Source organism: Bradyrhizobium sp. (genome assembly GCF_035652035.1).
In the GTDB taxonomy this organism is placed as follows: Bacteria; Pseudomonadota; Alphaproteobacteria; order Rhizobiales; family Xanthobacteraceae; genus Bradyrhizobium.
In genome coordinates this window covers 1-25,568 of sequence record NZ_DASREO010000013.1, presented here as the reverse complement: position 1 = coordinate 25,568, position 25,568 = coordinate 1, and the positions used below count along the sequence as shown (strand labels likewise).

Sequence of the window (25,568 nt, the reverse complement as noted above, 5' to 3'; positions counted from 1 at the left end):
GTTGGGGCGTCGCCAAGTGGTAAGGCAGTGGATTTTGATTCCACCATACGGAGGTTCGAATCCTCCCGCCCCAGCCAACGCGCGCAAAGCAGCACGAATTCTGTTCGCCAAGCCGCTTCTGGATGTCCTGGAATTCGTCTCGCCTGTCCGGCGGCGCTGCGCATCTCGCGGTTCGCTTGCTTTAAAGCTCTGATGGCTTTTCGGCTCACTTGAAGAGCACGCCTGCAGAACGATGTCGGCGCTTCGTCAGCGCTGGCACAGTTAGTTTCACTTGCGCAGTTCGGCGGCCATTTTGGCGCCGCGGTAGATTGCCATTTTTACGAGCGAACGTATAAGCTCGCACCGGGAGGAGGCCATTCGTGGCGACGAATGGCCGAGAAGATCATGTTCGAAGGACACGATCCCTATCTCGTCGCGCTCTCGGTGGTGATCGCGATCCTGGGAGGTTACACGGGTTTCGGCTTGGCTGCGCGTATTCGCGGCACGCCGGATGCCAGTCATCGTCTGCTGCTCGCCGGTGCGGCATTCTTTCTCGCCATTGGTATCTGGACGATGCATTTCATCGGAATGCTGGCCGCGCCGGTTCCACCCGACTCCGTCTACATGGTTCTGCCAACGATCATTTCATTTTTGATTTGCGTCCTCGTCGTTGGAATTTCGCTGTTCTTCGTCAGCGTTGGCGCGCCCTCGATGCTGCGTGTGGTTTCGTCGGCCACATTGCTCGGGCTCGGCATTGTCAGCATGCACTATGTCGGCATGCATGGTCTTGCCGGCAACTTTACGATGACCCATGAGACGGGGATGGTCGCGCTGTCGGTTGTGATTGCGATCGCGGCGGCCTATGGCGGATTGCGAGCGTTCCTCGCGCGACAGGGCGGCGTGCAGTTGCTGCTCAGCGCCATCGCCTTTGGTGTTGCGGTATCGGGCATGCACTACACCGCAATGGCGGGTGTGGAGGTTGTTCCGCTTGCCGCGGGCGACCACCACCACATGGATAGTCTGGTTGCCTCGCCACAGACCCTGTCACTGGTCGTGACACTGTTCTGTTTCGTGATCGCGGCTGGATTCCTGTTGTCGCTTGTCCCGGACGCGCGGAAGGTGGTGTCGGCGGTTGCCGAGAAGGCGACCGACGCGCCGATCGCCGACGCCAGTGCAGCTACAACCGCCCCAAAACTGCGGCCGGTCCCGCTCGGCGGCGTCGGCCAGCCGCCGCGCGCCGCACCTGCGCCACGGCTGCCGGTCGAGGGCGCAGACGGCACCCACTTTATCGAGGCCACCGCTGTCCGCAGCGTCCGCGCCGACGCTCATTATACCAAGATCCACGACGGGACCCGCGAGCGGATGTGCCCATGGTCGATCTCGGAAGCCGAGGCGCATCTCGATCCCGGCCTGTTCTTGCGGGTTCACCGCAGCCATATCATCGCGATTTCGCACGTGGCTCTGGTTCGCAAGGAAGGCGATGGCGCGATCATCGAACTCGACGGCCCGGCGCCGCATCGGGTTCCGGTCAGCCGCGCCAAGATCGCCGAAGTTAAGGCCCGGCTCGGTCTCGCTCACCGGACGGTCTAGTGTGGCGGTTCAGAAGTCCGCATCATTCGTGCCGCGGGTTCGTCATGCGGACTTCTGAACCAAAGCCACACTAGATCAATAGGTTTGCTAGTGTCCTTTCGATTCCGAAGTTCGAAACGTGGCTCCGCAAAATGCGACGAACTTCGGAATCGGGACACTAGGAGTCCTTCCGGTCACTTGACGTCTGACACCGGTCCTTGGCGATATTTGGCGACCACGGCCATGTCGGGTTCGACGCCGAGGCCAGCCGATTGCGGAACGGCCACCATGCCATTGCGTGCCTGCATTGCGTCGCCGAACGGGTTAGCCTCCAGGTTAGCGTAGATGTTTTCCAGCAATGTATCCGGCCCATGGGACGCAACAATATGGATCGACGCCAGATTGCCCGGACCGAAATAAGCGCAATGCGGAATAAACTTGATGGCGTGCGCCTCGGCTAACGCGGCAATCTTGCGCATCACGGTGACGCCGCCGACCTTCGTGACACTCGGCTGCGCGATGTCGATGGCGCCTTTTTCGAAGAGATCCCTGAAGTCATGGAGTCCAGCGGCGTTCTCGCCGGCGGCGATGAGCGTTTGAGCGCGGCTTCGCACCTGAGCAAGGCCGGAATGATCTTCCGGCGGCCAGACGGGTTCCTCCAGCCAATACAGATTGGCCTTGCGATAGGCGCGTTCCATTTCGATGGCGTCATGCACCGGCCAGGGGCAGTTGACGTCATTCATGAGAGCCGTGTCGGGACCCGCACCGTCGCGCGCGGCGATGACGGCAGCCGTCGCGTGCTCGTGCAGCTTGATGTGCTCAAAACCCTGACGAACGCGCTCGGCGCAGATGCGCCCCACGGTCTCCGCCTTGCTATAGCGGAGCAGGCTCGCATAGGCGCGAACGTGCGTGCGCGAAGCGCCGCCAAGCAACTGATAAAGTGGCAGACCGGCGCGCTTGCCCGCGATGTCCCAGAGCGCGATGTCGATCGCGGAGTGGGCATAAACCACGGGCCCGTTGCGGCCGAAGATGTGGAAGGCCTGCGCGGCCTGCCGGTGCAGTCCCTCGATGTCGGTCGCATCCTTGCCGATGAACCACGGCGCGACATAGCATGCGAGCGCGGCCTGTGTCGCAGGGATGATGTTATGGCCAAAACCCTCGCCCCATCCGGTGAGGCCGGTGTCCGTCGTCACCTCGACCAGCAGGTGATCCATGGAGGGAAAGCGGAGCCCGCCGATATCCTGCAGCGGCGCTCCCATGTCGAAGGGAATGCGCACATAGTGCGCCTGGATCCTCTTTATTTTCATATTGCCTCTTTTTGGGCGTGAGGGGTTTTGGGGCGGGGAGCGACTTGCGTGCAACGAACGTAGGCCCCTTCCAGCCGGCGTGACAAGCGCCTATGCGGGTGGCCTGACCCGACGAACTTGATTGGGCACGAACACTGACGCATTTCGTGCGCGTCCGGCCGCATTTCGTGCGAATTTCTCGCTTCCGTGCCCCCTCTGTTGCCGGACAGTCCGCCCGGCGAGACCATTCCTCCAACGTCCGCGCGCCGTTAAGCGCCACACAGGACGATATGGAGGAGATGATGATCCCTGGTCCGTTCAGTTACCACCGGCCTGCCACGGTGGCCGACGCGGTGAAATTGCTTTCGACCTTGGGCGATGAGGCGCGCCCGCTCGCCGGCGGCCACAGCCTTGTCCCGATGATGAAGCTTCGGCTGGCGACGCCCGAGCACCTGATCGACCTGCATGATGTTGCCGGACTGAAGGGCATCACCCGCGATGGCAACAAGGTCGTCATCGGCGCGATGACGACCCAGCACGAGTTGCTCGCCTCCAGCGAAATCGCAAAATCGATTCCCATCCTGCATGAGGCGGCGCTTTTGATCGCCGATCCGCAGGTGCGTTACCGTGGCACTATCGGCGGCAATGTCGCCAATGGCGATCCCGGCAACGACATGCCGGCGCTGATGATGACGCTGGGCGCGAGCTATCGCCTCGAAGGACCGAATGGCGTTCGCAAGATCGCGGCCGCCGATTATTATCAGGGGGCCTATTTCACGGCGATCGAGCCCGGCGAGCTCCTGACCTCGATTGCGATTCCGGATCCCCCAACCGGTCACGGCTACGCCTACGAGAAACTGAAACGAAAAGTCGGCGACTATGCGACCGCCGCAGCCGCGGTGGTGCTGACGATGGCGAACGGCAAGGTCGCGACCTGCGCGATCGGCCTCACCAATCTGTCGGAAACCCCGCTCCTTGCCGATGCTGCTGCGAAGGCCGTGATCGGCACCAGCCTCGATGCCGCCAGCCTGAAGAAGGCCGCAGCGGCAGCGCAGGCGATCATGGCGCCGGCCGCGGACGCGCGCGGCCCGGTCGAATACCGCAAGCATGTCGGCGGAATCATGGTGACGCGCGCACTGCAGCGCGCCGCCGCGAAAGCCGCATGAGGGGAGGGATCACATGGCAAGAACGCACACCACAATGAAGGTGAACGGGGCTGAGGTCGAAGGCCTCGTCGAGCCACGCACGCTTCTGGTGCACTTCATCCGCGAAAACCTGCAGATGACCGGCACTCATATCGGTTGCGAGACGACGCATTGCGGCGCCTGCACCGTCGATATCGACGGCATGTCGGTCAAATCCTGCACGATGTTCGCGGTGCAGGCCAATGGCTCGGATGTCACGACCATCGAAGGCATGGCCAATGCCGATGGCTCGCTGTCGGCCCTGCAGGAAGGCTTCCGAATGATGCATGGTCTGCAATGCGGCTTCTGCACGCCCGGCATGATCCTGCGCGCCCATCGGTTGCTGAAGGAAAATCCACAGCCGTCCGAAGAGGAAATCCGGATGGGCATCTCCGGCAACATCTGCCGGTGCACCGGTTACCAGAACATCGTCAAAGCCATTCAATACGCCGCCGCCAAGATCAACGGCGTGGAATTCCGGGAGGCCGCAGAATGAACGACATGACTCCCACGCGGGAACAACGCAGCGCCGCCCTCGAAGGCATGGGCTGCAAGCGCAAGCGCGTCGAAGACATCCGCTTCACGCAAGGCAAGGGCAATTACGTCGACGACGTCAAGTTGCCGGGCATGCTGCACGGCGATTTCGTCCGCTCGCCGCATGCGCATGCGCGCGTCAAGTCGATCGATGATTCCGAGGCGCTGAAGGTGCCCGGCGTGCTCGCGGTGATCACCGCGGAGACGCTGAAGACCGTCAACCTCGCCTGGATGCCGACGCTTGCCGGCGACGTGCAGATGGTGCTCGCCGACGGCAAGGTTCTGTTCCAGAACCAGGAGGTTGCCTTCGTCGTCGCCACCGACCGCTATGCCGCCGATGACGGCATCAACAAGGTGAGGGTGGAATACGAGCCGCTGCCGCCGCTGATCGACCCCTTCAAGTCGATGGACGCCGACGCGCCGGTGCTGCGCGAAGACCTTGCGGGCAAGACCAGCGGCGCGCACGGTCCGCGCAAGCATCACAACCATATCTTCGAGTGGACGGTCGGCGACAAGGACCTGACGAATGCGGCCTTCAACAAGGCCGAGGTGACGATCAAGGAGATGATCTCCTATCACCGCACCCATCCGTCGCCGCTGGAGACCTGCCAGTGCGTCTGCTCCTTCGACAAGATCAAGGGCGAGTTGACCATCTGGGGCACCTTCCAGGCGCCGCACGTCATCCGCACTGTGGTATCGCTGATTGCGAAACTGCCGGAACAGAAGATCCACGTGATCTCGCCCGACATCGGCGGCGGATTCGGCAACAAGGTCGGCGCTTATCCCGGCTACATCTGCGCCGCTGTCGCATCCATCGTCACCGGCAAGCCGGTCAAATGGGTCGAGGACCGGATCGAGAACCTGACCGCGACCTCATTTGCGCGCGACTACCACATGACGACCGAAATCGCCGCGACCAAAGACGGCAAGGTCACGGGCTTGCGCGTTCATGTGCTCGCCGATCACGGCGCGTTCGATGCCTGCGCCGATCCGTCAAAGTGGCCGGCCGGCTTTTTCAACATCGTCACGGGGTCTTATGATTTTCGGACGGCGCATCTGGCCGTCGACGGCGTCTACACCAACAAGGCGCCGGGCGGCGTCGCCTATCGCTGTTCGTTCCGCGTCACGGAGGCGGCCTATTGCATCGAGCGTTCGATGGACATCCTTGCCCAGAAACTCGGCATGGACCCGGCCGAGCTAAGGTTGAAGAACTTCATCAAGCCGGAGCAGTTTCCCTATCACTCGGCGCTGGGCTGGGAATATGACTCCGGTAACTACGCGACCGCCATGCGCAAGGCGATGGAGACGGTGAAATATGCCGAGCTCCGCAAGGAGCAGGCGGCGATGCGCGAGGCCTTCAAGCGCGGCGAGACGCGCGAGATCATGGGCGTCGGCGTCTCCTTCTTTACCGAGATCGTCGGCGCAGGTCCCTCGAAGAACTGCGACATTCTCGGGATTGCGATGTTCGATTCCTGCGAGATCCGCATGCACCCGACGGGTGCAGGCATTGCGCGGATGGGCACCAAGAGCCAGGGCCAGGGACACGAGACCACGTGGGCGCAGATCATCGCCACCGAGATCGGTATTCCTGCCGACAACATCATGGTCGAGGAGGGCAACACCGATACCGCGCCTTACGGTCTCGGCACTTATGGCTCGCGTTCGACGCCGGTGGCGGGCGCCGCGATCGCCATGGCGGCGCGCAAGATCAAGGCCAAGGCGCAGATGATCGCGGCCTACAAGCTCGAGGTCCACGAGGACGATCTCGAATTCGACATCGATGGTTTCCGCGTCAAAGGTCTGCCGGAGAAATTCATGTCGATGAAGGATATTTGCTGGGCCGCTTATAATTCCGTGCCACCCGGCATGGAGCCGGGGCTGGAAGCGGTCAGCTATTACGACCCGCCCAACATGACCTATCCGTTCGGCGCCTATATCTGCGTGATGACCATCGACGTCGATACCGGCGTCTACAAGGTCAAGCGATTCTACGCGCTCGACGATTGCGGCACCCGCATCAACCCGATGATCATCGAAGGCCAGGTGCATGGTGGACTGACGGAAGCCTTCGCGATCGCGATGGGCCAGGAAATCCGCTACGACCCTGAGGGCAACGTCGTCACTGGCTCGTTCATGGACTTCTTCATGCCGACCGCGGTGGAGACGCCTCATTGGGAAACCGACTTCACGGTGACCCCGTCGCCGCATCATCCGATCGGCGCGAAAGGCGTCGGCGAGAGTCCGAACGTCGGCGGCGTGCCCGCTTTCTCCAATGCGGTCAACGACGCGTTCTCGTTCCTGGGGAGTACGCACATCCAGATGCCGCATGACTACTGGCGCAACTGGACGGCCGCGAAGAACCTCGGCGTGTTTGCTGCCTGATGAAGACGCGTGACGAGATCGCACAAGCGCTCGGCAAGGCCGGCTATGTTGCCGACAGCGAGTTGGCGACCGCGATCTCGCTGATGCAACTGTTGCGGCGTCCGCTTCTGCTGGAAGGCGAGGCGGGCGTCGGCAAGACCGAGGTGGCCAAGGCGCTTGCCGCGGTGTACGCGACCGAACTGATCCGCCTGCAATGCTACGAGGGGCTGGATCAGTCCGCCGCACTGTATGAATGGAACTATCAGCACCAACTGCTTTCGATCCAGGCGCATCATGGCACTGACGCCGATGCGATCGAGGACCGGATCTTCTCGGAGAAATATCTGCTGGAGCGGCCGCTGCTTGCCGCGATCCGTCGCGACAAGCCGCCGGTGCTTCTGATCGACGAGATCGATCGCGCGGATGACGAGTTCGAGGCATTTCTGCTGGAGCTATTGTCGGATTTTCAGGTCTCGATACCGGAGTTCGGTACGATCAAGGCCACGTCAATCCCGCACGTCGTGCTCACGTCGAACGGGACGCGGGAGCTGTCGGACGCATTGCGACGGCGGTGTCTCTACCATTATGTCGACTATCCCGACGTCGAACGGGAGACGCGGATCATCATGGCGCGCATCGATGGAGCAGAGGCTTCATTATCGCTCCAGATCGCGCGGATGGTCGAGAGCATCCGAAAAGAGGAGCTGCGCAAGGTCCCTGGCGTTGCAGAGACGCTGGATTGGGCGGCAGCATTGGTCGGGCTCGACGTCAAGGATCTGCACGATGCGCCCGAGACCGTGCATGAAACCCTGATGTGCCTGCTCAAGACGCAGGAAGACCGGGCGCGGATGACGCGCGAGGTCAGCGCGCGCCTGCTCGGGAGGGTCGCATGAGTTGCTGCGGTGCGTCTCCCGATATCGATGACATCAACGAGCTGTCCCGTCTGGTTTCAAGCAAGCTCGCGGCGTTCCTCCGGACTTTGCGTGACAACGGCTTTGCCGTCGGTCTTGCCGAGAGCCGCGACGCTGCAGTCATTATGACTGAGGGCTATGCGGCGCGGCCGGGCCTGCTCCGCTCGGCGTTCAAACATCTGCTCTCTGCGCGAAAGACCGACTGGGACAAGTTCGACGGCATTTTCGATGCGTTCTGGCTCGGCAAGCGGGTGCGATCTCGTTCGGTCACATCGGGCGCCGCAAAGGCGGCGAACAACCCGTCGCTGAAGAACCTGCCAAGTCACTCTGCTCAACCTCGCGCCGACGGCAACACAGCGATCGATCAAGTTCCCTCCGCCGACGGCGCCGGCAATGATCGCTCGGGCAAGGGACGCATGGAGGGTGCCTCGGCTGCGGAGAATCTCGCGGAAACTGATTTCCGCAACCTGGCCGATCCCGAACAGATCGCGCAGGCCCATCTCGCCGCAGCGCGATTGGCCCGCGCGATGCGCACGCGGTTGACCCGGCGCAATCTGGCGCGGCGGCGCGGTTATCGGATCGATCTGCGCCGCACGATTCATGGCAATATCAGCCACGGCGGTGTGGCGATCAGGCTTGTCAATCGGCAGCGCAAGCAGAAGGCCTTGCGGCTTGTGGTGCTGCTCGACGCGTCCGGCTCGATGAGCATGTATACCGGCCTCTTTCTGCGCTTTATCCACGGTGTGCTCGACGAGTTCCGCGAAGCCGAAGCGTTTCTGTTCCACACGAGGTTGGCGCACGTTTCGGACGCCATGAAAGAGCGAGACGCCAGCCGCGCGCTCGATCGACTCTCGATCATGGCGCAGGGTGCGGGCGGTGGGACGCGGATCGGAGAGAGCCTGCAGACGTTCAATCGCTGGCATGCCGCACGCGTGATCCATTCGCGCACCTGCGTGATGATCGTCTCCGACGGCTATGAGACCGGCGACGTTGCGTTGCTTGATCGCGAGATGGCGGCGCTCGGCCGCCGCTGTCGCCGCATCGTCTGGCTCAATCCGATGATGGGCTGGCAGGGTTATGCGCCGGAGGCGCGCGGTATCAAGGCAGCGCTGCCATACGTCGATCTCTACGCGCCCGCGAACACGCTGGCGAGCCTGACCGCGCTCGAACCTTATCTGGCGAGGCTTTGAGATGGGCGCGCATGCCGAGGTGATGGACCTGGTCGCGCAGATGAAGGCCACCGAGCAGGCCTTCGTGCTGGCGACGGTAGTCCGCACTGTGTCGGTGACCGCCGCCAAGGCCGGCGCGAAAGCCATCATTCGGCCCGACGGCACCGTCGTTGCGGGATGGATCGGCGGAGGGTGCGCCAAAGGCGCGGTGCTGAAGGCGGCGCGGGAGGCGCTCGCCGACGGCGAGCCGCGCATGGTCTCGGTGCAGCCGGAAAATCTTCTGGCCGAACTTGGCGTCAAGCCCGGAGAGACGAAGGAGGGCGTACGCTTCGCCTCGAACATGTGCCCGAGCAAGGGCACGATGGATATTTTCGTGGAGCCGGTCTTGCCGCACCCCTCGCTCGTCATTCTCGGCGCAAGCCCCGTGGCGCTGTCGCTGGCAGCCCAGGCGCGTCAGCTCGGTTATCACGTGACGCTTGCCGCGCCCGCTGCCGATCTGGCAACGGTCCCGGATGCCGACCTTGTCGTTGATGGCTTCGAACCTCACCATCTCAACAATGCCCGCCGCTTCGTGGTCGTCTCGACGCAAGGCAAGGGCGATGAGGCTGCGCTCAAGCAAGCGCTTGCGATCGACGCGCCCTATCACGCCTTCGTCGGCAGCAAGCGCAAGATGGCGGCGCTGCGCGACAAGCTGGTCGCAACCGGGATCGATTCCGCCGCGATTGATCGCGTCAAGGCGCCGGCAGGCCTCGATCTCGGGGGCATCACGCCCGAGGAAATCGCGATGTCGATCCTCGCGGAGATTACGGTCGAACGCCGACGCGGCCAACGCCTCGCCGGCCCCATGCAAGGAGCCAAGTGACTTTATGCAGATGAATGACAGCCAGCTTATCCCGGCACCGCAGGAGAAGGTTTGGGCCGCGCTCAACGATCCCGAAAAGCTGAAGCAATGTATTCCCGGCTGTCAGTCGCTGGATATGGCCTCTCCTAACGAGATGACTGCAACCGTCGTGCTCAAGGTCGGTCCTGTAAAGGCGACGTTCGGCGGTAAGGTCACGCTGTCCGATCTCGATCCGCCAAACAGCTACCGCATCTGCGGAGAAGGTTCCGGCGGTATTGCCGGTTTCGCCAAAGGCGGTGCCGCCGTCAAGCTGACACCCGAAAGCGCGGACGCCACGCGGCTCACCTACGAAGTCGATGCCCAGATTGGCGGAAAGCTCGCCCAACTCGGCGGCAGGCTGATCGATTCCACGGCAAAAAAACTGGCGAGCCAGTTCTTTGTCTCCTTCAGCGAGTTGGTTGCCAGCTCAGTGGAGTGAACCTCGGGCGCTTTCCGGGGCGGAATCTCGTCAATTTCCCTGAAAACCGCTGACCAGACGCTTGCTGAGCCAGCCGGGCGGCCGGCCGCAGGGCGCCAACGCTTTACTTCCGCGCAAGAAGATGCTGGGAGCTTCTCGGCTTCCTTTTTCTTGAATTGAATTGGCGTTCTCCAATGATCAATCGATCGGTTCGCTGGGTCATGGCTGGCCGGCGAAGCTTTCTCGACGCAGTTCGGCTCGTCGACCAATCCAGGAAAAGGCGCTTCCTCGTTGCAGCCCTCGCGATGACGCCTTTCGTCTTCCTGACCAGATGGTTTGGCGGGATCCACGGGACTTTCATGTATGACGACCTCGACATTCTCTCGGTCGTGCGCACGATGCCGCTGGCACAATCGCTCTGGCTGGTCCACGGCGATGTGCCCATCCCCCTGTTTCGGATTTTCTTTGCCGGCATGTACGCACTGTTCGGCGTTAATGAGGCCTGGTGGAACCTATATTTCCTTTCGCTGGTATTGGCGGTCAGCCTGACTGCACTTGCAATCCTGATTGCCGTTGACACGAACCTGATCGTTTCGTCCTTGTTCTTTCTGACCACGATATCGGCCTCCGTATGGAACTACGATCCCACGGTCGGCTACTATTCGATGAGCATGTATTCGCAAATCGGCTTGCTTGGTCTGGTCGGTATCCTTGCGATCATTCGCTGGCGTTTGGGCGGCTCGTTTGTCTACAAATGGCTCGCTCTCGTGGTCAGCGTCGTTGCGCCTTTCATACATCCGTCCGGTGCTTACGTGCCCATGGCGGTGGGCGGCTTTGCCTATGTCAACGAGCTCGCGCGCCCTGGTGCGAAATGGTCGCCGCTCCGGATGTTTGACGCTGATTTCCGTTGGCTGACGATCGGGCTTGGGGCGGGCCTGCTTGTATTTGCCGCCTATTTTGCAGCTGTCGTGCACAACGATGCGTTTCTTTCGATGGCGCATAGCCCGCTGTCGGCCGTAGCTGTGATCAAGAGCGCCTGGTTCCTGTTCTCCCAAGGCGTCGCGCTCGAACTGTACAGGTCGCTGCTTTTCCCGTTGCGGCGGGCGGATCTTGCGAGTCAGGGAATTGCCGCAGTGGCATTCGCATTCGCGTTCGCGATCGGTGGCTCTCTGAACGTCACGATGGTGCAGCGCCGAACTTATCTGGCGCTACTGCTGCCCTCTGTCATCGTCATCATCGTAGTGTCGCTTGGGCGACGCCTGACCGGCATTGACGATGTCGTCAATTCGGTCGGCAAGTACAACACTTACGCTTACCTCTGGTTTTCGATCGCGAATTTTTATCTGCTGTCCTGCCTCGTCAGCAAAATTCCAAAGTGCTGGAGAGAAGCGAGTGCGGTGCTTGCGGTGTTGATCGCCGCCGCGGTCTTCGTTCAATACAAGCGCCAGGACAATATTTTCCGCACCGAAGCCATCCGGCGGGGGCAGCAGATGGACCATCTTGTCGGTGTCTTCAGGAGCTATGCTGACAGCACCGCGCCCGCGCCGATGCACATTCCGACGCTCGACGGGAATTTTATTTACCCGACCCACGCCGTCCTGCTTTACAGGTACAACCTCGCGCATTACCGGCCCTTCTTCCAGGGCTTCGATGAGCGACTGACGCTGTTGCGCAACACGGCGATGGACAATTGGGGAAAGGAAGGCACGCGAACGGTCCCAAGCCTGCGCGATGCGACCGACCCCGCATTTGTTCGTGCTCTCCAAACGAATTCAGACCTGCAGTCTCTTTATCTCGACAGTGTCGAGCTGGAGCCCCGCAAGACGATCAGGCCCGATGCGCAGCCGCTACGGCTCGACGGACTGGCGATCGAGAATGCCAATGTCGTCAGCCGCACGGCGAACTCGGTATCATTTACGACGGCGGGCGGTGCTCTCGCGATGTTAATGCCGGGCGATTGGGATCCCGAACTGGCCCATGTTCTGTCGATGAATGTCAGTGCCATTCCGGACAAACTGCCGCCGGGAGAGAAGACACAATTTGAAGTGCTGTTTGAGGGGCAACTGCCGATCCCTTATCGGCCCAACCGGATTGCGGTTCCTGACGGCGGCGGCGTCGTTTCCGTGGATCTGTTGCAGCTCTATTCATACTCCCTCAATCCGCGGGTGGGTAAACTGAGCTTGCGTTTTCCGCAGGCAGGAGGCTACGTGATCACCGACATGCGGTTGGGGAGATGACCAAAATTGTGAGGAAAACCAAGCCTTTATTGCTCGACCGATATCGCCATGCTAGAGATTTCGAATGGTGAGCCTGTCGCAGGACAAGCAGAAGGAAATCGCGTTCTTCGACGGCCATGCCGCGATGGATGCCTATGACGTATTCACCCCGGAAACCAACGTCCGTCTGGTTGCGACATGCGCTCGGCTGGCCGGGTTCGCGCCGGGGATGAAGGTCGCCGACCTCGGCTGTGGCTCCGGTGTGTTCACCGACCTCTTGAACAGGCAGGGTTATGAGGCGGTCGGCCTCGACCTCAGCCCGAAGCTGATCGCTCTGGCGCGCAAGAAATATCCGAAGGTCGAATTTCTCGAGGGTGACGTCGAGAAGCTGCCGTTTCCAGACGGCAGCCTCGATGGCGTCCTGCTGAGCGGATTAGTTCATCATCTTCCGGACCCGACCCGTTGCGCCCGCGAGGTCTTTCGGGTCCTGAAGTCCGGTGGCTCGTTTGTTGCGTTCGACCCGAATCGCATGAACCCCTTCATGTATCTTTATCGCGATCGCTCCTCGCCTTTCTACAGTTCGGTTGGCGTGACTGAGAACGAGCGGCCCGTGCTTGCGCATAAGGTTGCCGCGGTGTTCAGCAATCCCGGATTCAAGGTCGACACGGATTACATTTCTGACCTCAGCTACCGCTATCTTGCATCATCTAAAATGCGTTTACTGCTGCCTGCCTATAACGCGCTCGATCGCGCCCTGTTCGCACCGAATTTCATGAAGCCGCTGCGTTCGTTCGTTCTAACCTTTGGTCAGAAGCCATGACGATTCTCGATCTTGCCGCCCGAAGCGATGCCGACCGCGCAGGGACCGCAGACCTCACTGTTGTGGGCGGTGCGGGGCATGTCGGCATTCCTCTGGTGCTATCCTTTGCGGGCCAGGGCCTGACGGTCAACGTCAACGATCTGAACCTGGACAATGTTGCTGCGCTGAAGGCAGGACGCCTTCCTTTCATCGAGTACGGCGCGGAATATCTGCTTTCCAAGGCGCTCCGGGATCACAAGCTGATCTTCACGAACACGCCGGATGCGATATCGAAGTCCGGCCCGATCATCGTGACGATCGGCACGCCGGTCGACGAATTCCTGAACCCCGAACGTCACGTGGTTCTCAATTGTCTCGACAGCCTTCTGCCCTATGTTTCCGACGGCCAGCTTCTTGTCCTGCGTTCTACGCTTTATCCGGGAACCACCGATGCGGTTGACGCGCATCTAAAGCGCAAGAACCGTGATCTTAAGGTTGCGTTTTGTCCCGAGCGGATTGTGCAGGGATACGGCATCGAGGAACTCAGCCGGATGCCGCAAATCGTCAGCGGCACTACGCCGGATGCCGTCAGGGAAGCAACCGATCTGTTCCGGATCATCTCGCCCGAGATCGTCGAGCTCTCGCCGATCGAGGCGGAATTCGCCAAGCTGTTCGGCAACGCTTATCGCTACATCGAATTTGCAGCGACCAATCAGTTCTATCTGATCGCCCAGTCCGCCGGCGTGGACTATCAGCGTATCTTGGCGGCAATGAAGCACAACTATCCGCGTGCGAAAAACATTCCCAAACCTGGATATGCCGCCGGTCCCTGCCTGATGAAGGACACGATGCAGCTCAGCGCGTTCGCGCGCAACGAGTTCAGCCTTGGCAATGCCGCGATGCTCATCAACGAGGGCCTGCCGCTGCACGTCATTGCCGATCTTCGTCGGCGCTACGACCTTGGCAAGATGACAGTTGGCCTGCTCGGGATGGCGTTCAAATCGGAGATTGACGACGTACGCGCGTCGTTGAGCTACAAGTTCAAGAAGGTGTTGAACGGCTTTGCCCGCGAAGTGCTGACGACCGATCCCTTCGTCACGATTGATCCTGAATTGTTGCCGTTGAATGAAGTAATCACACGCAGCGACATTTTGATCCTTTGCACTCCGCACGTCAGTTACAGAAGCGCCGATTTTCAGGGCAAACCGGTCGTTGACGTCTGGGGACTGCTGGAGAACGCCAACGTCATTTCGTGACGCGCTCATTCGGATGGGCCGCGGGTCGACAGGCGGCCTCTCTGGACCGACAGGCATTCAAGTGATGGACCATCAACTCGATATCGTCATCCCGGTCTACAACGAGGGCCCCAATATTCTCGCGACGTTGCGAGCGCTTGCGCTTGAGGTCAGGACGACCTCGCGGGTACTGATCTGCTATGATTTCGAGGAAGACAACACGTTGCCTGCGGTTCGGGCCGAGCCTGAGGCCTATGCCAGCCTCGACGTTACCTTCGTCCGCAATCCGGGACGCGGGGCCCATGCCGCGGTCATGTCCGGCTTTGCCGCAAGCACCGCTCCCATCATCGTGGTTTACCCGGCGGACGACGACTTCAACGCAGGGATCCTCGACCGCATGATTACGGAAATCCGCAGTGGCTGCGATGTGGTTTGCGCGAGCCGTTTTATTCCGGGCGGGACGATGCAGGGCTGTCCTTGGCTCAAGGCGGTTCTGGTGCGGACGGCGGCCTTTACCTTGCACCATCTTGCCGCTCTGCCCACCAGAGACCCGACCAGCGGGTTCCGGATGTTCTCGCGGCGGGTCATCGATCAGATCAGGGTCGAGTCCGATCAGGGATTTTGCTACAGCATCGAGTTGCTGGTGAAGGTCCACCGGCTGGGCTGGAGAATAGGCGAGGTTCCAGCGCTCTGGTTCGAACGCCAGCACGGCGCCAGCCGGTTTCGTGTCCTCAAGTGGTTGCCCGCTTATCTGCGGTGGTTCAGATATGCATTTGCGACGACCTATCTTCGCCGTTCGCCGGCCTCCGTCACGATGCAATCCAAATCAGTTCGGGCGGCCTAGCGCATGTCCGATGAGTGGCCGAAAATCAGATCCAGGGATATCCAGCGCATCTCGCCATGGGTGGAGCTCGTTGCGCGAGCAGTCGAATTCTCGCCGGGAGAGACCGAGATCTATCACGCGGTCAGGCAACAGGATTATCTCGCTATCGTCGCGCTGACCCCAAGCGGGCATTTTCCGATCGTTCACCAATACCGGCCCGCGCTCGAAAGCTTCACCTGGGAGCTTCCGGCAGGCCTTGCCGAGCCGGGAGAGGACATTGTCGAGGGCTGCCGGCGTGAATTGCTCGAAGAGACCGGCTATCCGACGCGCGCGATCTATCCGCTCGGTGTCGCGGCGCCGTGCAGCGGACGGCTGAGCAACCGCATTCATTCCTTCTTTGTCGAGACCGGCGAGCGTGTCGCCGACTTCGTGCCCGAACGAGGCATCAGCGTCAAACTTGTCACGGCGGACGAGCTTGTCGCGATGGTCAAATCGGGCGACTTCGTATCGCAATTGCATCTCGGCTCGCTTCTGCTTGCCGAATTGAGATCGTTCATAACGTTGAGATGAGCGCGCTTCGCGCACCGGTCATGACAACTGTACCGCTAGCTCTCCCGGTCGGAATCGGAATCGTCGGCTGCAACTACGGTCGCCTGGTGCAGCTGCCGGCTTTCCGTCTCGATCCGCGTTGCAAGGTTGTGGCGCTTGCCGGTCGCGAAGCCGAGCGCACAGCCGAGCTTGCCAGGGCCGAAAACATTCCCTTGGCATTCGGCAGTTGGGAGCAACTGATCGAGCATCCGGATGTTCATGTCGTCTGCATCGCAACCGAACCCGCGTTGCAGCCGCAAGTCGCCCTTCGCTCGCTCGAATTGGGCAAGCCGGTATTTGCGGAAAAGCCGATGGCGGCCGATCTCGCAACCGCCCGTCGCATGGCCGCGGCAGCGGACGCGAGCGGTTGCACGACGATGGTCGATTTCAATTTCTGCGAAATATTGAGCTGGGCAAAGGCGAAGTCCCTGCTGGACGAAGGCGCCATCGGCCGCCTTCGCCACGTCGACGTGAACTGGAACGTCGAGAACTACGCGACGCGGATGCGGCTTTCAAACTGGAAGACGAGCGGCGCTGAAGGCGGGGGCGCACTTGGCAATTTCGTCAGCCACTGTTTCCATTACCTGGAGTGGTTCTGCGGTCCGATCAAGGGAATGTCGGCCACGATCTCAGGCCTGCCCGACAAACCGGCGATGGAAACGAATGTCGGCATCAGCATGATTTTTCGATCGGGCGCGGCCGGCAACCTCGCCATGAGCTGTGCTTCCTACCTTGGATCCGGCCATCGCATCGAGTTTTACGGCGAGGAGGGAACCTTGACCCTCATCAACGAGACGACGGATTACATGCGCGGATTTCGTCTGTCGCTTGGTCGGCGGCCTGCTAAGGCGATGGACGTCATCAGCGTGACCGATGACATCGATCTGCAGTTTCCGTCGGACGGACGAATTGCACCGGTTTCGCGCCTGGCCGCGCGCTTTCTTGACGGGATCGGGCGTGGCGTTCCCGCGACAAACGGCTTCCGCGAGGGTTTGCGGGTCCAAGCCTTGCTCGATATGGCGCGCCGTGCAAATGAACTTGGCCATTGGCTCGACACCGAGCCGGAAAGTCAGGAAGGGCAGCCGTGAGCTCTATACTGGTTACGGGCGGCAGTGGTTTCATCGGAGCGGCGTTGGTCAAAGCGCTGGTCCGCGACGGCCACTCGATACGGGTGCTGGACGACAACTCGCGCGGCGCGATGCGCCGATTGCAGGACGTTGCCGATCACATCGAGTTCATCGCCGGCGACATCCGCGACCCGGCGGCGGTGACGCGCGCAGTGCACGGCGTCGACGAGGTGCATCACCTCGCCTTTGTCAACGGCACCGAGTTTTTCTACAGCGCTCCCGAGCTTGTGCTCGACGTCGGCGTGAAGGGTATGATCAATGTGATCGATGCCTGTCGAAGCGAAGGCGTGCGCTCTCTGATTCTGGCTTCCAGCTCCGAGGTCTACCAGACGCCGCCGCATATTCCGACCGACGAAAGCGCGCCGCTGGTGGTGCCGGATCCCGGCAATCCACGTTATTCCTACGGTGGCGGCAAGATCATCAGTGAGTTGATGGCGATCAATTATGGACGCAAGTACTTCGACCGCGTTCTGATCTTTCGTCCGCACAATGTCTACGGTCCGGACATGGGCTGGGAACACGTGATCCCGCAATTTTCCTTGCGCCTGAAGCAGTCCGCGGCCGAGCACCGTTCCGGCAAGATTCCGTTCAAGTTGCAGAGCGACGGCAGCCAGACCCGCAGCTTCTGCCATGTCGACGACCTCGTGCGCGGCGTCATGGCAATGCGCGCCAAGGGCGAACATCTCAACATCTATCACGTCGGCACGACCGAAGAGATCACGATCGCCGACCTCGCGCGACGCATCGCGGCGCATCGAGGGCGTGAAATCGAGCTTGTCGCCGGCCCCGCGCCGGAGGGCGCCACCGATCGCCGATGTCCGGATATCGCGAAGCTTAAAAAGCTCGGTTATTCGCCGCAGGTCCCGCTTGCGAACGGCTTGCCTTCGACCGTCGACTGGTATTGGGCGCACGAGGAACTGCAGGCAAAGATATGATCCGGTTTTGGGGGAGGTTCTGATGTTTCCTGTGAAAGTTGCCCGTGCTGCAGGCACCGGAGCGAGCGTCCCGGTCGAGGCCTGCCAGGTTTGCGGGCATGAGCACCTGGAGACAGTGCTGTCGCTGGGATACATGCCGCCGGTCAACCAGATGGTCGGAATCGGAGAGGTCGAGCGCCAGCAGCCATGGTTTCCGACCAGCCTGCTGCATTGTCCCAAGTGCGAGCTGGTCCAGCTCGGACTGGCCGTCGATCCCGTCATCATCTTCCCGCCGGAATATCCCTACACCAGCGGCATGACCCGCATTCTCCGCGACAACTTCGCGGAGCTGTATGCGGAGTCCTCGAAGATGCTCGGCCTCGGCAAAGACGACCTTGTGGTCGATATCGGCTCCAACGACGGTACGCTGATCTCGAATTTCCAGAAGGGCGGTCACCGCATTCTCGGAATTGAGCCGACCGATGTCGCGGCGATTGCCAATCAGCGCGGCATCGCGACCATTCAGCGATATTTCTCGACGGCGGTCGCGCGCGAAGTCGTAGAGAAACATGGGGCCGCGAAGGTCGTGACTGCGGCCAATTGCTTTGCGCATATCGAGGACGTTCACGCGATCGTCGAGGGCATCATGGCGATGCTCGCCCCCGACGGCGTTTTCATCTCGGAGTCGCACTATCTGATCGGCCTGCTCGATACGCTGCAATACGACACGGTCTATCACGAGCATCTGCGGTATTATTCGGTCGGCAGCCTCGCTCACCTGTTGGCCATGCATGGACTTGAGGTATTTCACGCCCGCAAGATTCCGACGCATGGCGGTTCGATCCGGGTTTATGCGGCGCGCAAGGGAACGCGCGCCATTCAGTCCAGCGTCAGAGAGATGCTCGATGCCGAGCCACGCGGCGAGGCCATGCGCAAGCGCCTTGCCGCCTTCCGTCACGACGTGATGCTGTCCAAGCTTCGGCTCCATTCGATGATCCGCGAGATCAAGGAGCAGGGCGGCAGAATTTGCGGCATCAGCGCTCCGTCGCGTGCGTCGACGCTGATCAACTACATGGGGCTCGATTCGGCGATCATCGACTATGTCTGCGAAATCGAGGGTTCGCTGAAAATCGGCAAATGCATGCCGGGAACGCTGATCCCCGTGGTCGAGGAGAGCCAGATGTTCGAGGATCAGCCGGATTGTGCGATCATCTTCTCCTGGCACATCGCTTCCGAACTCGCTCCCAAGCTGAGGGCGAAGGGTTTTCGCGGAAAGCTCATCACGCCGTTGCCGGAACCTCGCTTTTTGTAGGCAGGCCGACGACCGCGCAGTCGTCGCCTACGATCAGCGATCGGGTTGCGCCGTTCATAAATTTCGAAATTTCAACGAGAAGAGCAGCGTCTTGACCGGATTGCCTGAAAACTGGGCGCTGGCGTGCCGCGAAGTAGGCAGCCACTGCCATAATTAGTGGCACAGATAATGCATCGAGCCTTGCAGGCACCACCCAATGCTGGTGAAGCGGGCACCATGCATGACGCAACGTCGAAGCGACCAGCCGCAGCGGAGTGAGCATATGTTAGCAGCCGATGCGCTGCCATGGGCAGCAACTTCGCTTCAGTGGAAGTATCGCCGCCTGGATCGAACCGCAGCGGCATCGGCTTCGTCCTATGTGCTGGCCCGCTTGCGAGGCGATATCCTTTCCGCCCATTTCAAGCCGAACGCAAAACTCTATCTCAAGGTTCTCATCGCCCGCTACGAAACGAGCGTAGCGCCGGTTCGCGAAGCGCTCGCGGTTCTGTCCGGCGCGGGCCTCGTGCTCTCGGAAAGCCAGCGCGGCTTTCGGGTCGCGCCTGCGTCGCGCGCCGACTTCATCGACATCGCAACGCTGCGCAAACAACTTGAAATCTCGGCGCTGCAGCTTTCGATTGCCCGCGGCGGCGATTCCTGGCTGGGTGAAATCCAGCGCATCTACGAGATGTTTTCGCAAATCTCGCTGAAGGCCGGCCACGACGAGCCGATATCCGACGTGTGGGAAGCCTGCCATCGCGAATTTCACTTCGCGCTGATTGCCGAATGCGGCTCTCCCGCGCTGCTGAATTTCTGGTCCCAGCTTCATGACCGGTTCGACCGCTATCGGCGCCTGACGCTCCCTTCCGGCTCCTATATGGCGGGAACGGCAAGCGACCACTGGGATATTATGGAAGCTGTGATCAGCCGCGACGTCAGGCGCGCTTCTCGTCTGATGAGCGATCATATCCAGGCCATCACGGACATCGTGCTGCAGCAGTACGTCGAGTGATGGATGCGTCATTGCGACCGGCTAGCGCCACGGCGCCGCCGGCGCTTGTCGCAGTGCCCGGATTCCTGCGGAATTTAGATTTTATGGCGCTCGCCAATCGGTGGCGTGTGACGATAATTTCGACGGCAGATCGAACCAAACGGGGATTGCGGCGTGACCAATCTTCAGCAAACACGGCCTGCCAAAGCGAATGACGAAACATCAGCGATTGTTCGTGGCATTCTGGACAAACTATCCAGCGCCGCTTCGCCGAAGCGGATGTTGCCCGCCAAATGCTACACGTCCGCGGAGTTCTTCGAATTCGAGCGCGGGCAAGTGTTTTCGTACGCGTGGATATGCGTCGGCCGCATCGAGCAGGTTGCCAATCCCGGCGATTGCATCTCCGCCAGGCCTGCCGGAGAACCGATCCTCGTCACGCGCACGCCAGCCGGCGAGGTCCGCGCGATGGCGGCGATCTGCCGTCATCGCGGACAGGTTCTCTCCTGCGCCGGCAATCAAAGGACGTTGCGCTGTCCGCTGCACTACTGGACCTACGATCTCGAGGGCAGGCTGATCGGCGCGCCCCATATGGGCCGGGACGACGTCGGCGAAATGCGGAAGACGGAGCGGCTGACGCCGATCAAGCTCGAGATCTGGCATGGCTTCATCTTCGTCAACCTCGATCCGTTGGCCGAGCCGCTTGCTCCCTCGCTCGCCAAGGTCGAGCCGTTCTGGTCGGGCTATGAAGACGCCGACCTCGTCGGTATCCCGCCCAAGCTTGCCGACAAGCCGCTGCCCTGGAACTGGAAGGTGCATGTCGAGAACTTCACCGACGCCTATCATCCGGAGTTCGTCCATCGCGGCACCCACGATTTCGCGCCCAGCGTGACTGCCGATGGCGGGGTTGTATTCACCGAGATGAATCCCGGTGACAATGCGATCGTCCGGACGGTGCCGATGCTGAAGCCGGACGGCGGCATGAACCGCGACGGCTGGGGTGAGGACCCTGCGTTCCCGCCGATCCAGACCATATCTGGGGCGCAGCGCCAGCGACTGACCTTTGTTTTGATCCCGCCGAGCATGACACTCGTTTTTGCGCCGAACGCGATCGCATTCACGCTGCTCTCGGCGACCGGCGTGGAAGCGACCTTCGCGTCCAGCGACCGCCAGACCGCAGGCGGCTGGCTGCTTCCCCGCTCGACGATCGAGCTTGCCGACTTTGCCGAGCGCGCAGCGCACGTCATGGAGGGCGGGGCAAAGATCTGGGCCCAGGACGTGCCCGAAAACACCGGCATGCAGTTCGGCAAGAAGTCGCGCTTTGCGCCGGAAGGCATCTATGGGCCGCTCGAGACGACACTCGTTCAGTTCAACGCCTGGCTCATCGAGGCCTACGCCCGCGCGGCCCAGCGGCTTTGATTTTGTCGAGTCATGGTGGAGATCTCCGCTCAGAAACCGACCTGGTCCGCGCCCTTGAGCGAGAGAATCTCGCGCGCCTCGTCCGCCGTCGCGACGGTCAGCCCAAGCCCTTCGAGCAGCTGCCGCACTTGCCGCACCTGGGCCGCATTGCTTTCGGCCAGCTTGCCGGGGCCGAGCCATAGCGAGTCTTCGAGGCCGACGCGGACGTTGCCGCCCATCGCAGCCGCCATCGCGGCGATCGGCATCTGGTTGCGGCCGGCACCCAGCACCGACCAGTGATAATTGGCGCGTCCGAACAGGCGATCGGCCGTACGCCGCATCTGCATCACGTCTTCCGGATGCCCGCCGATCCCGCCGAGAATGCCAAACACCGACTGCACAAAGAATGGCGGCTTGACGATGCCGCGGTCGGCGAAATGGGCCAGCGTGTAGAGGTGGCCGATGTCGTAGCACTCGATCTCGAATCGTGTGCCGTTCTCGGCGCAGGTGGTGAGAATATATTCGATATCGCCAAAGGTGTTCTTGAAGATGCGATCGCGCGAGCCCTCGAGATACGGCTTTTCCCAGTCGTATTTGAAGTCTTTGTAGCGTGCGAGCATCGGATAGAGTCCGAAATTCATCGAACCCATGTTGAGCGAGGCAACCTCCGGCTTGAATGTCGCCGCGGGCCGCACACGCTCCTCGATCGACATGGTCGGCGCGCCGCCGGTCGTGATATTCACCACCACGCTGGTTCGCTGCTTGATGACTTTCAGGAACGGCGCGAACGCTTCGGGCGACTGGTCGGGCCGGCCGTCGCGTGGATCGCGCGCATGCAAATGCACGATCGCTGCGCCCGCTTCGGCTGCACCGATCGCGGCGTCCGCAATCTCGGTCGGCGTGATCGGCAGATGCGGCGACATGGTTGGCGTGTGGATCGATCCGGTCACCGCGCAGGTGATGATCACACGATCCTTGTTCGCCATTGTTTTTCTCCCTGGTTTTCGGTCATCATATGTTCAGATCACCGCTCTGGCCTCTAGCTGGAAAGTCCTAACCTGTCTCTTTTTGCATCCAGCCGAGGTACTTCTCAAAACCCGCCTCGACCGGCAGTTGAAGGATCTCCGGCGTGTCGTAGCTGTGGTTGGCGATCAAGAGCGCTTCCAGTGCCTTGTATTTGTCGGAGGTCGTCTTGAGATAAAGCAACTGCTCGGCCTCGTGGTTTATCTTCTGATCCCACCAATAGTAACTGGTAATTTCCTGAATCTGCACGCAGGCCGCAAGGCGAGCCTCCAGAACCGTCCTCGCTAGCTTCTCCGCCTGTTCCTTGTTCGATACGGTCGTCATGACCACGCAGGCGCGTGTGTGGCTCAACGTTACCTCCATTTCCTCGGCCGGCTTTCGGCACCGCTCTATTTCGGCCGCTCGCTCGATGCGTTTCAAGTCGGAATGGTCTGAATTTTTTGGCGAAAGTTTCTTGAACGTCGGCAACTCAACGGCTGCGCCAGTGTTTGTTCTTTTGGAACCTCAAGCCATTCAGCTCATGAAAAAACCTTCAACAAAACGACGGTCGCGGCAAATCGTTTTGGTGCTCGACGTCGGGGGCACCCATGTCAAGGCGATGGACAGCAAGAACCTCACCAAGCGCGAATTCGCCTCCGGCCCGCATCTCACAGCCAAAGCGATGGTGAAACAGGTCAAGGAGCTGACGGCGGATTGGTCCTACACCGTCATTTCGATTGGTTATCCCGGACCCGTCGCGCACGGCAGGCCTCTGGCCGAGCCTCATAATCTCGGCAAGGGCTGGGTCGGATTCAACTTTGAAAAGGCGTTCGGCCAGCCGACACGGGTGGTCAACGACGCCCTGATGCAGGCTCTCGGCAGCTATGAGGGCGGCCGGATGCTGTTCCTCGGGCTTGGCACCGGCCTCGGCTCGGCCATGATCGTCGACAGCATGTTGGAGCCGATGGAGCTCGGTCATTTGCCTTATCGCAAGGGCAGGACGTTCGAGGACTGCTTGGGAGCCGCGGGCCTTGAACGTTTGGGCAAGAAGAAGTGGAGGCGGAAGGTGGCCGATGTCGTCGAGCATTTCGTCGCGGCGCTGGAGCCCGACTATGTCGTGCTCGGAGGCGGGAATGCCGAAAAACTCGGACGCTTGCCCCCGAAGGCGCGGTTGGGAGACAATGCCAATGCGTTCAAGGGCGGCTTCAAACTTTGGGACACGCGCACAAACAAGACCTCTCGTGCGACGGCAAAGCACGGATGAACTGATATCGACTGCAAGCGCCGTCCGCTCGCGATGGCTTGAGGGGCAACCGTATCATGGCAATGGCATCCGATCAGACGAGCTCGAATGCGCCCGGCGGCGAAGCATCGGAAGACGGCCTGACCTTCGCCGCCGTTCTCGGCGCGACCGTCGGCAACATGCTCGAGTTCTACGATTTCGTCACATACAGCTTCTTTGCCACCCAGATAGGTCACACGTTTTTCCCGTTCAGAACCGAGTTCGGCAGCCTCCTGCTGTCGCTGGCGACCTTCGGCGCCGGCTTCGTCACGCGGCCGATCGGCGCGGTCGTGATCGGCTCATATTCGGATCGGGCAGGGCGCCGGCCTGCGATGATCCTCAGCTTTGCGATGATGGGTATCGCCATTCTCGTGCTCGCGCTCACGCCCTCATACGAGACGATCGGGATCGCGGCCCCGATCGTGATCATTCTGGCGCGGCTGACGCAGGGCTTCTCGCTGGGCGGCGAAGTCGGTCCGACCACCGCCTACCTGATGGAAGCGGCAACTGACAAACATCGCGGCTTTGCGGTTTCGTTTCAGCCGGCGAGCCAGCAGATTGCCGCGACCGCGGGCGCCTTGGTCGGCGAAATCCTGTCGTTGACCATGACCAGCGAGGCGCTAGATGCCTATGGCTGGCGGATCGCGTTTCTGCTTGGCGCGGCCACGCTGCCAGTGGGGCTATGGCTGCGCCGCGCCTTGCCTGAAACCCTTCATCGGGCCGAGACGCCGGCGATTGCGGTTCAGGACAGCGAAGCCAGAAAGACATTGGGCGGCAACACCCGTCTCCTGGGCCTCGGGCTTCTCATTCTGGCAAGCGGCACCATCATCACCTATGTGACGGAATACATGACGACGTATGCGCAGCATACCCTGCACGTCGATGCGCCGCTCGCCTTTGCGACCACGGTCGTCAGCAACGGGATCGGAATTGCGGCAGCCTTTCTTGGCGGCTGGCTCGCCGATCGTGCGGGCCGATGGCCGGTCATGGTCTGGCCGCAACTCGTCGCGCTGCTGTTGACCTATCCGATATTCCTGTGGGTGGTGGAAAGCCGCAATTCCGCAGCGCTGCTTGGCGGCCTCGGTCTGTTGGCCCTGATCGGTTCAATTCCCTACAGCGCATTTTACGTCGGTCTCGTCGAAGCTCTGCCGAAGCACATCCGCGGCGGCGCTTTTGCAACGATCTACGCGATTGCGATCGCGATCTTCGGCGGCACGGCGCAGCTCGTCGTCGCCTGGCTGACCGAAGTGACAGGGAACGCGCTCGCGCCTGCGTGGTACTTGCTGCTTGCGACTGCGGTCGGTCTCGGTGCCATGATATTGATGCCGGAGACCGCGCCTTCGAAGGCCGCGCGTGCCGGCAAGCATTGACGGCCGTGCTTCGGCCGACCCGGCAAGGCTCGCCCTTACTTCCTGTTCACTTGTCAAAGAGCCATAGCCAGCAAAACACGCTCTCGCGACGCAATGGCGCCCGAGGTTTGGACGAAACCCTCCTGATCGAGGGCGCAGGGAATGCCGGGCGATCAGCTCACCCGCAGCCTCGTGCGCAAAAGTAGTTAAGCACACGAGTTAGTCACCACAGGTCAGCCAAACGAACCGGCATTCCCTGCGCAATGGT

The 25,568-nt window shown here is 61.1% G+C and carries 23 protein-coding genes and 1 tRNA gene; 21 read left to right on the top strand and 3 right to left on the bottom strand.

Annotated features, from left to right (window positions below):
* The first annotated feature begins 2 nt into the window (after positions 1-2).
* A tRNA-Gln gene (locus tag VFB05_RS03815) sits at positions 3-77 on the top strand.
* A gap of 307 nt (positions 78-384) precedes the next feature.
* Complete coding sequence (locus VFB05_RS03810) at positions 385-1,569, top strand: MHYT domain-containing protein (RefSeq protein ID WP_325009160.1); 1,185 nt, start codon at positions 385-387, stop codon at positions 1,567-1,569.
* Between the two features lie 173 nt (positions 1,570-1,742).
* Here VFB05_RS03810 and VFB05_RS03805 read toward each other — a convergent pair whose 3' ends face one another.
* Positions 1,743-2,855 (bottom strand): mandelate racemase/muconate lactonizing enzyme family protein, encoded by a 1,113-nt coding sequence (locus tag VFB05_RS03805; RefSeq protein WP_325008963.1) that lies wholly within the window; start codon positions 2,853-2,855, stop codon positions 1,743-1,745.
* 281 nt (positions 2,856-3,136) lie between these two features.
* Here VFB05_RS03805 and VFB05_RS03800 point away from each other — a divergent pair, with 281 nt between their 5' ends.
* From VFB05_RS03800 to VFB05_RS03720, 17 genes are all read left to right on the top strand, one after another.
* The gene (locus VFB05_RS03800; protein ID WP_325008961.1) at positions 3,137-4,000 is read left to right on the top strand and encodes a xanthine dehydrogenase family protein subunit M; all 864 of its coding nucleotides are present in this window, start codon (positions 3,137-3,139) and stop codon (positions 3,998-4,000) included.
* A 13-nt stretch (positions 4,001-4,013) separates the two neighbouring features.
* Positions 4,014-4,514, top strand: coding sequence for a (2Fe-2S)-binding protein (locus VFB05_RS03795; RefSeq protein WP_325008959.1), 501 nt, complete (start codon positions 4,014-4,016; stop codon positions 4,512-4,514).
* A complete protein-coding gene (locus VFB05_RS03790) occupies positions 4,511-6,934 on the top strand; it encodes an aerobic carbon-monoxide dehydrogenase large subunit (RefSeq protein WP_325008957.1) in 2,424 nt (807 codons plus the stop codon). The genes VFB05_RS03795 and VFB05_RS03790 overlap by 4 nt, the downstream gene beginning before the upstream one ends.
* Entirely contained in the window at positions 6,934-7,806 is an 873-nt protein-coding gene (locus VFB05_RS03785) for a MoxR family ATPase (protein WP_325008954.1), read from the top strand. Before VFB05_RS03790 ends, VFB05_RS03785 begins: the two co-directional genes overlap by 1 nt.
* The gene (locus VFB05_RS03780) at positions 7,803-9,014 is read left to right on the top strand and encodes a VWA domain-containing protein (RefSeq protein WP_325008951.1); all 1,212 of its coding nucleotides are present in this window, start codon (positions 7,803-7,805) and stop codon (positions 9,012-9,014) included. Before VFB05_RS03785 ends, VFB05_RS03780 begins: the two co-directional genes overlap by 4 nt.
* 1 nt (position 9,015) lies before the next feature.
* Complete coding sequence (locus tag VFB05_RS03775; protein ID WP_325008949.1) at positions 9,016-9,855, top strand: XdhC family protein; 840 nt, start codon at positions 9,016-9,018, stop codon at positions 9,853-9,855.
* Between the two features lie 4 nt (positions 9,856-9,859).
* Positions 9,860-10,312 (top strand): carbon monoxide dehydrogenase subunit G, encoded by a 453-nt coding sequence (locus tag VFB05_RS03770; protein ID WP_325008947.1) that lies wholly within the window; start codon positions 9,860-9,862, stop codon positions 10,310-10,312.
* A 377-nt stretch (positions 10,313-10,689) separates the two neighbouring features.
* Positions 10,690-12,528 carry a hypothetical protein gene (locus VFB05_RS03765; RefSeq protein WP_325008945.1) on the top strand — a complete coding sequence of 613 codons (1,839 nt, stop codon included), beginning with the start codon at positions 10,690-10,692 and terminating at the stop codon, positions 12,526-12,528.
* Positions 12,529-12,592: 64 nt separating this feature from the next.
* Positions 12,593-13,327, top strand: coding sequence for a class I SAM-dependent methyltransferase (locus VFB05_RS03760; RefSeq protein ID WP_325008943.1), 735 nt, complete (start codon positions 12,593-12,595; stop codon positions 13,325-13,327).
* Positions 13,324-14,562: a nucleotide sugar dehydrogenase gene (locus VFB05_RS03755; RefSeq protein ID WP_325008940.1), complete on the top strand. Its 1,239-nt coding sequence runs from the start codon at positions 13,324-13,326 to the stop codon at positions 14,560-14,562. The genes VFB05_RS03760 and VFB05_RS03755 overlap by 4 nt, the downstream gene beginning before the upstream one ends.
* 64 nt (positions 14,563-14,626) lie before the next feature.
* Complete coding sequence (locus tag VFB05_RS03750) at positions 14,627-15,385, top strand: glycosyltransferase (protein WP_325008938.1); 759 nt, start codon at positions 14,627-14,629, stop codon at positions 15,383-15,385.
* 3 nt (positions 15,386-15,388) lie between these two features.
* Positions 15,389-15,934, top strand: a complete 546-nt coding sequence (locus tag VFB05_RS03745; RefSeq protein ID WP_325008936.1) for an NUDIX hydrolase — start codon at positions 15,389-15,391, stop codon at positions 15,932-15,934.
* Positions 15,935-15,954: 20 nt separating this feature from the next.
* On the top strand, positions 15,955-17,040 hold the full coding sequence (locus VFB05_RS03740) for a Gfo/Idh/MocA family oxidoreductase (RefSeq protein WP_325008934.1): 1,086 nt from the start codon (positions 15,955-15,957) through the stop codon (positions 17,038-17,040).
* Positions 17,037-18,014 carry an NAD-dependent epimerase/dehydratase family protein gene (locus VFB05_RS03735; protein ID WP_325008931.1) on the top strand — a complete coding sequence of 326 codons (978 nt, stop codon included), beginning with the start codon at positions 17,037-17,039 and terminating at the stop codon, positions 18,012-18,014. The genes VFB05_RS03740 and VFB05_RS03735 overlap by 4 nt, the downstream gene beginning before the upstream one ends.
* A 22-nt stretch (positions 18,015-18,036) precedes the next feature.
* Positions 18,037-19,305, top strand: coding sequence for a class I SAM-dependent methyltransferase (locus VFB05_RS03730; protein ID WP_325008928.1), 1,269 nt, complete (start codon positions 18,037-18,039; stop codon positions 19,303-19,305).
* A gap of 262 nt (positions 19,306-19,567) precedes the next feature.
* Positions 19,568-20,293 (top strand): GntR family transcriptional regulator, encoded by a 726-nt coding sequence (locus VFB05_RS03725; RefSeq protein ID WP_325008926.1) that lies wholly within the window; start codon positions 19,568-19,570, stop codon positions 20,291-20,293.
* Between the two features lie 153 nt (positions 20,294-20,446).
* Positions 20,447-21,688 carry an aromatic ring-hydroxylating dioxygenase subunit alpha gene (locus VFB05_RS03720; RefSeq protein ID WP_325008924.1) on the top strand — a complete coding sequence of 414 codons (1,242 nt, stop codon included), beginning with the start codon at positions 20,447-20,449 and terminating at the stop codon, positions 21,686-21,688.
* Between the two features lie 29 nt (positions 21,689-21,717).
* Here VFB05_RS03720 and VFB05_RS03715 read toward each other — a convergent pair whose 3' ends face one another.
* Positions 21,718-22,653 carry a 3-keto-5-aminohexanoate cleavage protein gene (locus tag VFB05_RS03715; RefSeq protein ID WP_325008922.1) on the bottom strand — a complete coding sequence of 312 codons (936 nt, stop codon included), beginning with the start codon at positions 22,651-22,653 and terminating at the stop codon, positions 21,718-21,720.
* Positions 22,654-22,720: 67 nt separating this feature from the next.
* The gene (gene cutA / locus VFB05_RS03710; RefSeq protein WP_325008920.1) at positions 22,721-23,014 is read right to left on the bottom strand and encodes a divalent-cation tolerance protein CutA; all 294 of its coding nucleotides are present in this window, start codon (positions 23,012-23,014) and stop codon (positions 22,721-22,723) included.
* 196 nt (positions 23,015-23,210) lie between these two features.
* On the opposite strand from cutA, the gene VFB05_RS03705 reads away from it, so the two are divergent.
* Positions 23,211-23,933: an ROK family protein gene (locus VFB05_RS03705; RefSeq protein WP_325009158.1), complete on the top strand. Its 723-nt coding sequence runs from the start codon at positions 23,211-23,213 to the stop codon at positions 23,931-23,933.
* Positions 23,934-23,989: 56 nt separating this feature from the next.
* Complete coding sequence (locus VFB05_RS03700; RefSeq protein ID WP_325008918.1) at positions 23,990-25,321, top strand: MFS transporter; 1,332 nt, start codon at positions 23,990-23,992, stop codon at positions 25,319-25,321.
* Positions 25,322-25,568: the final 247 nt, after the last annotated feature.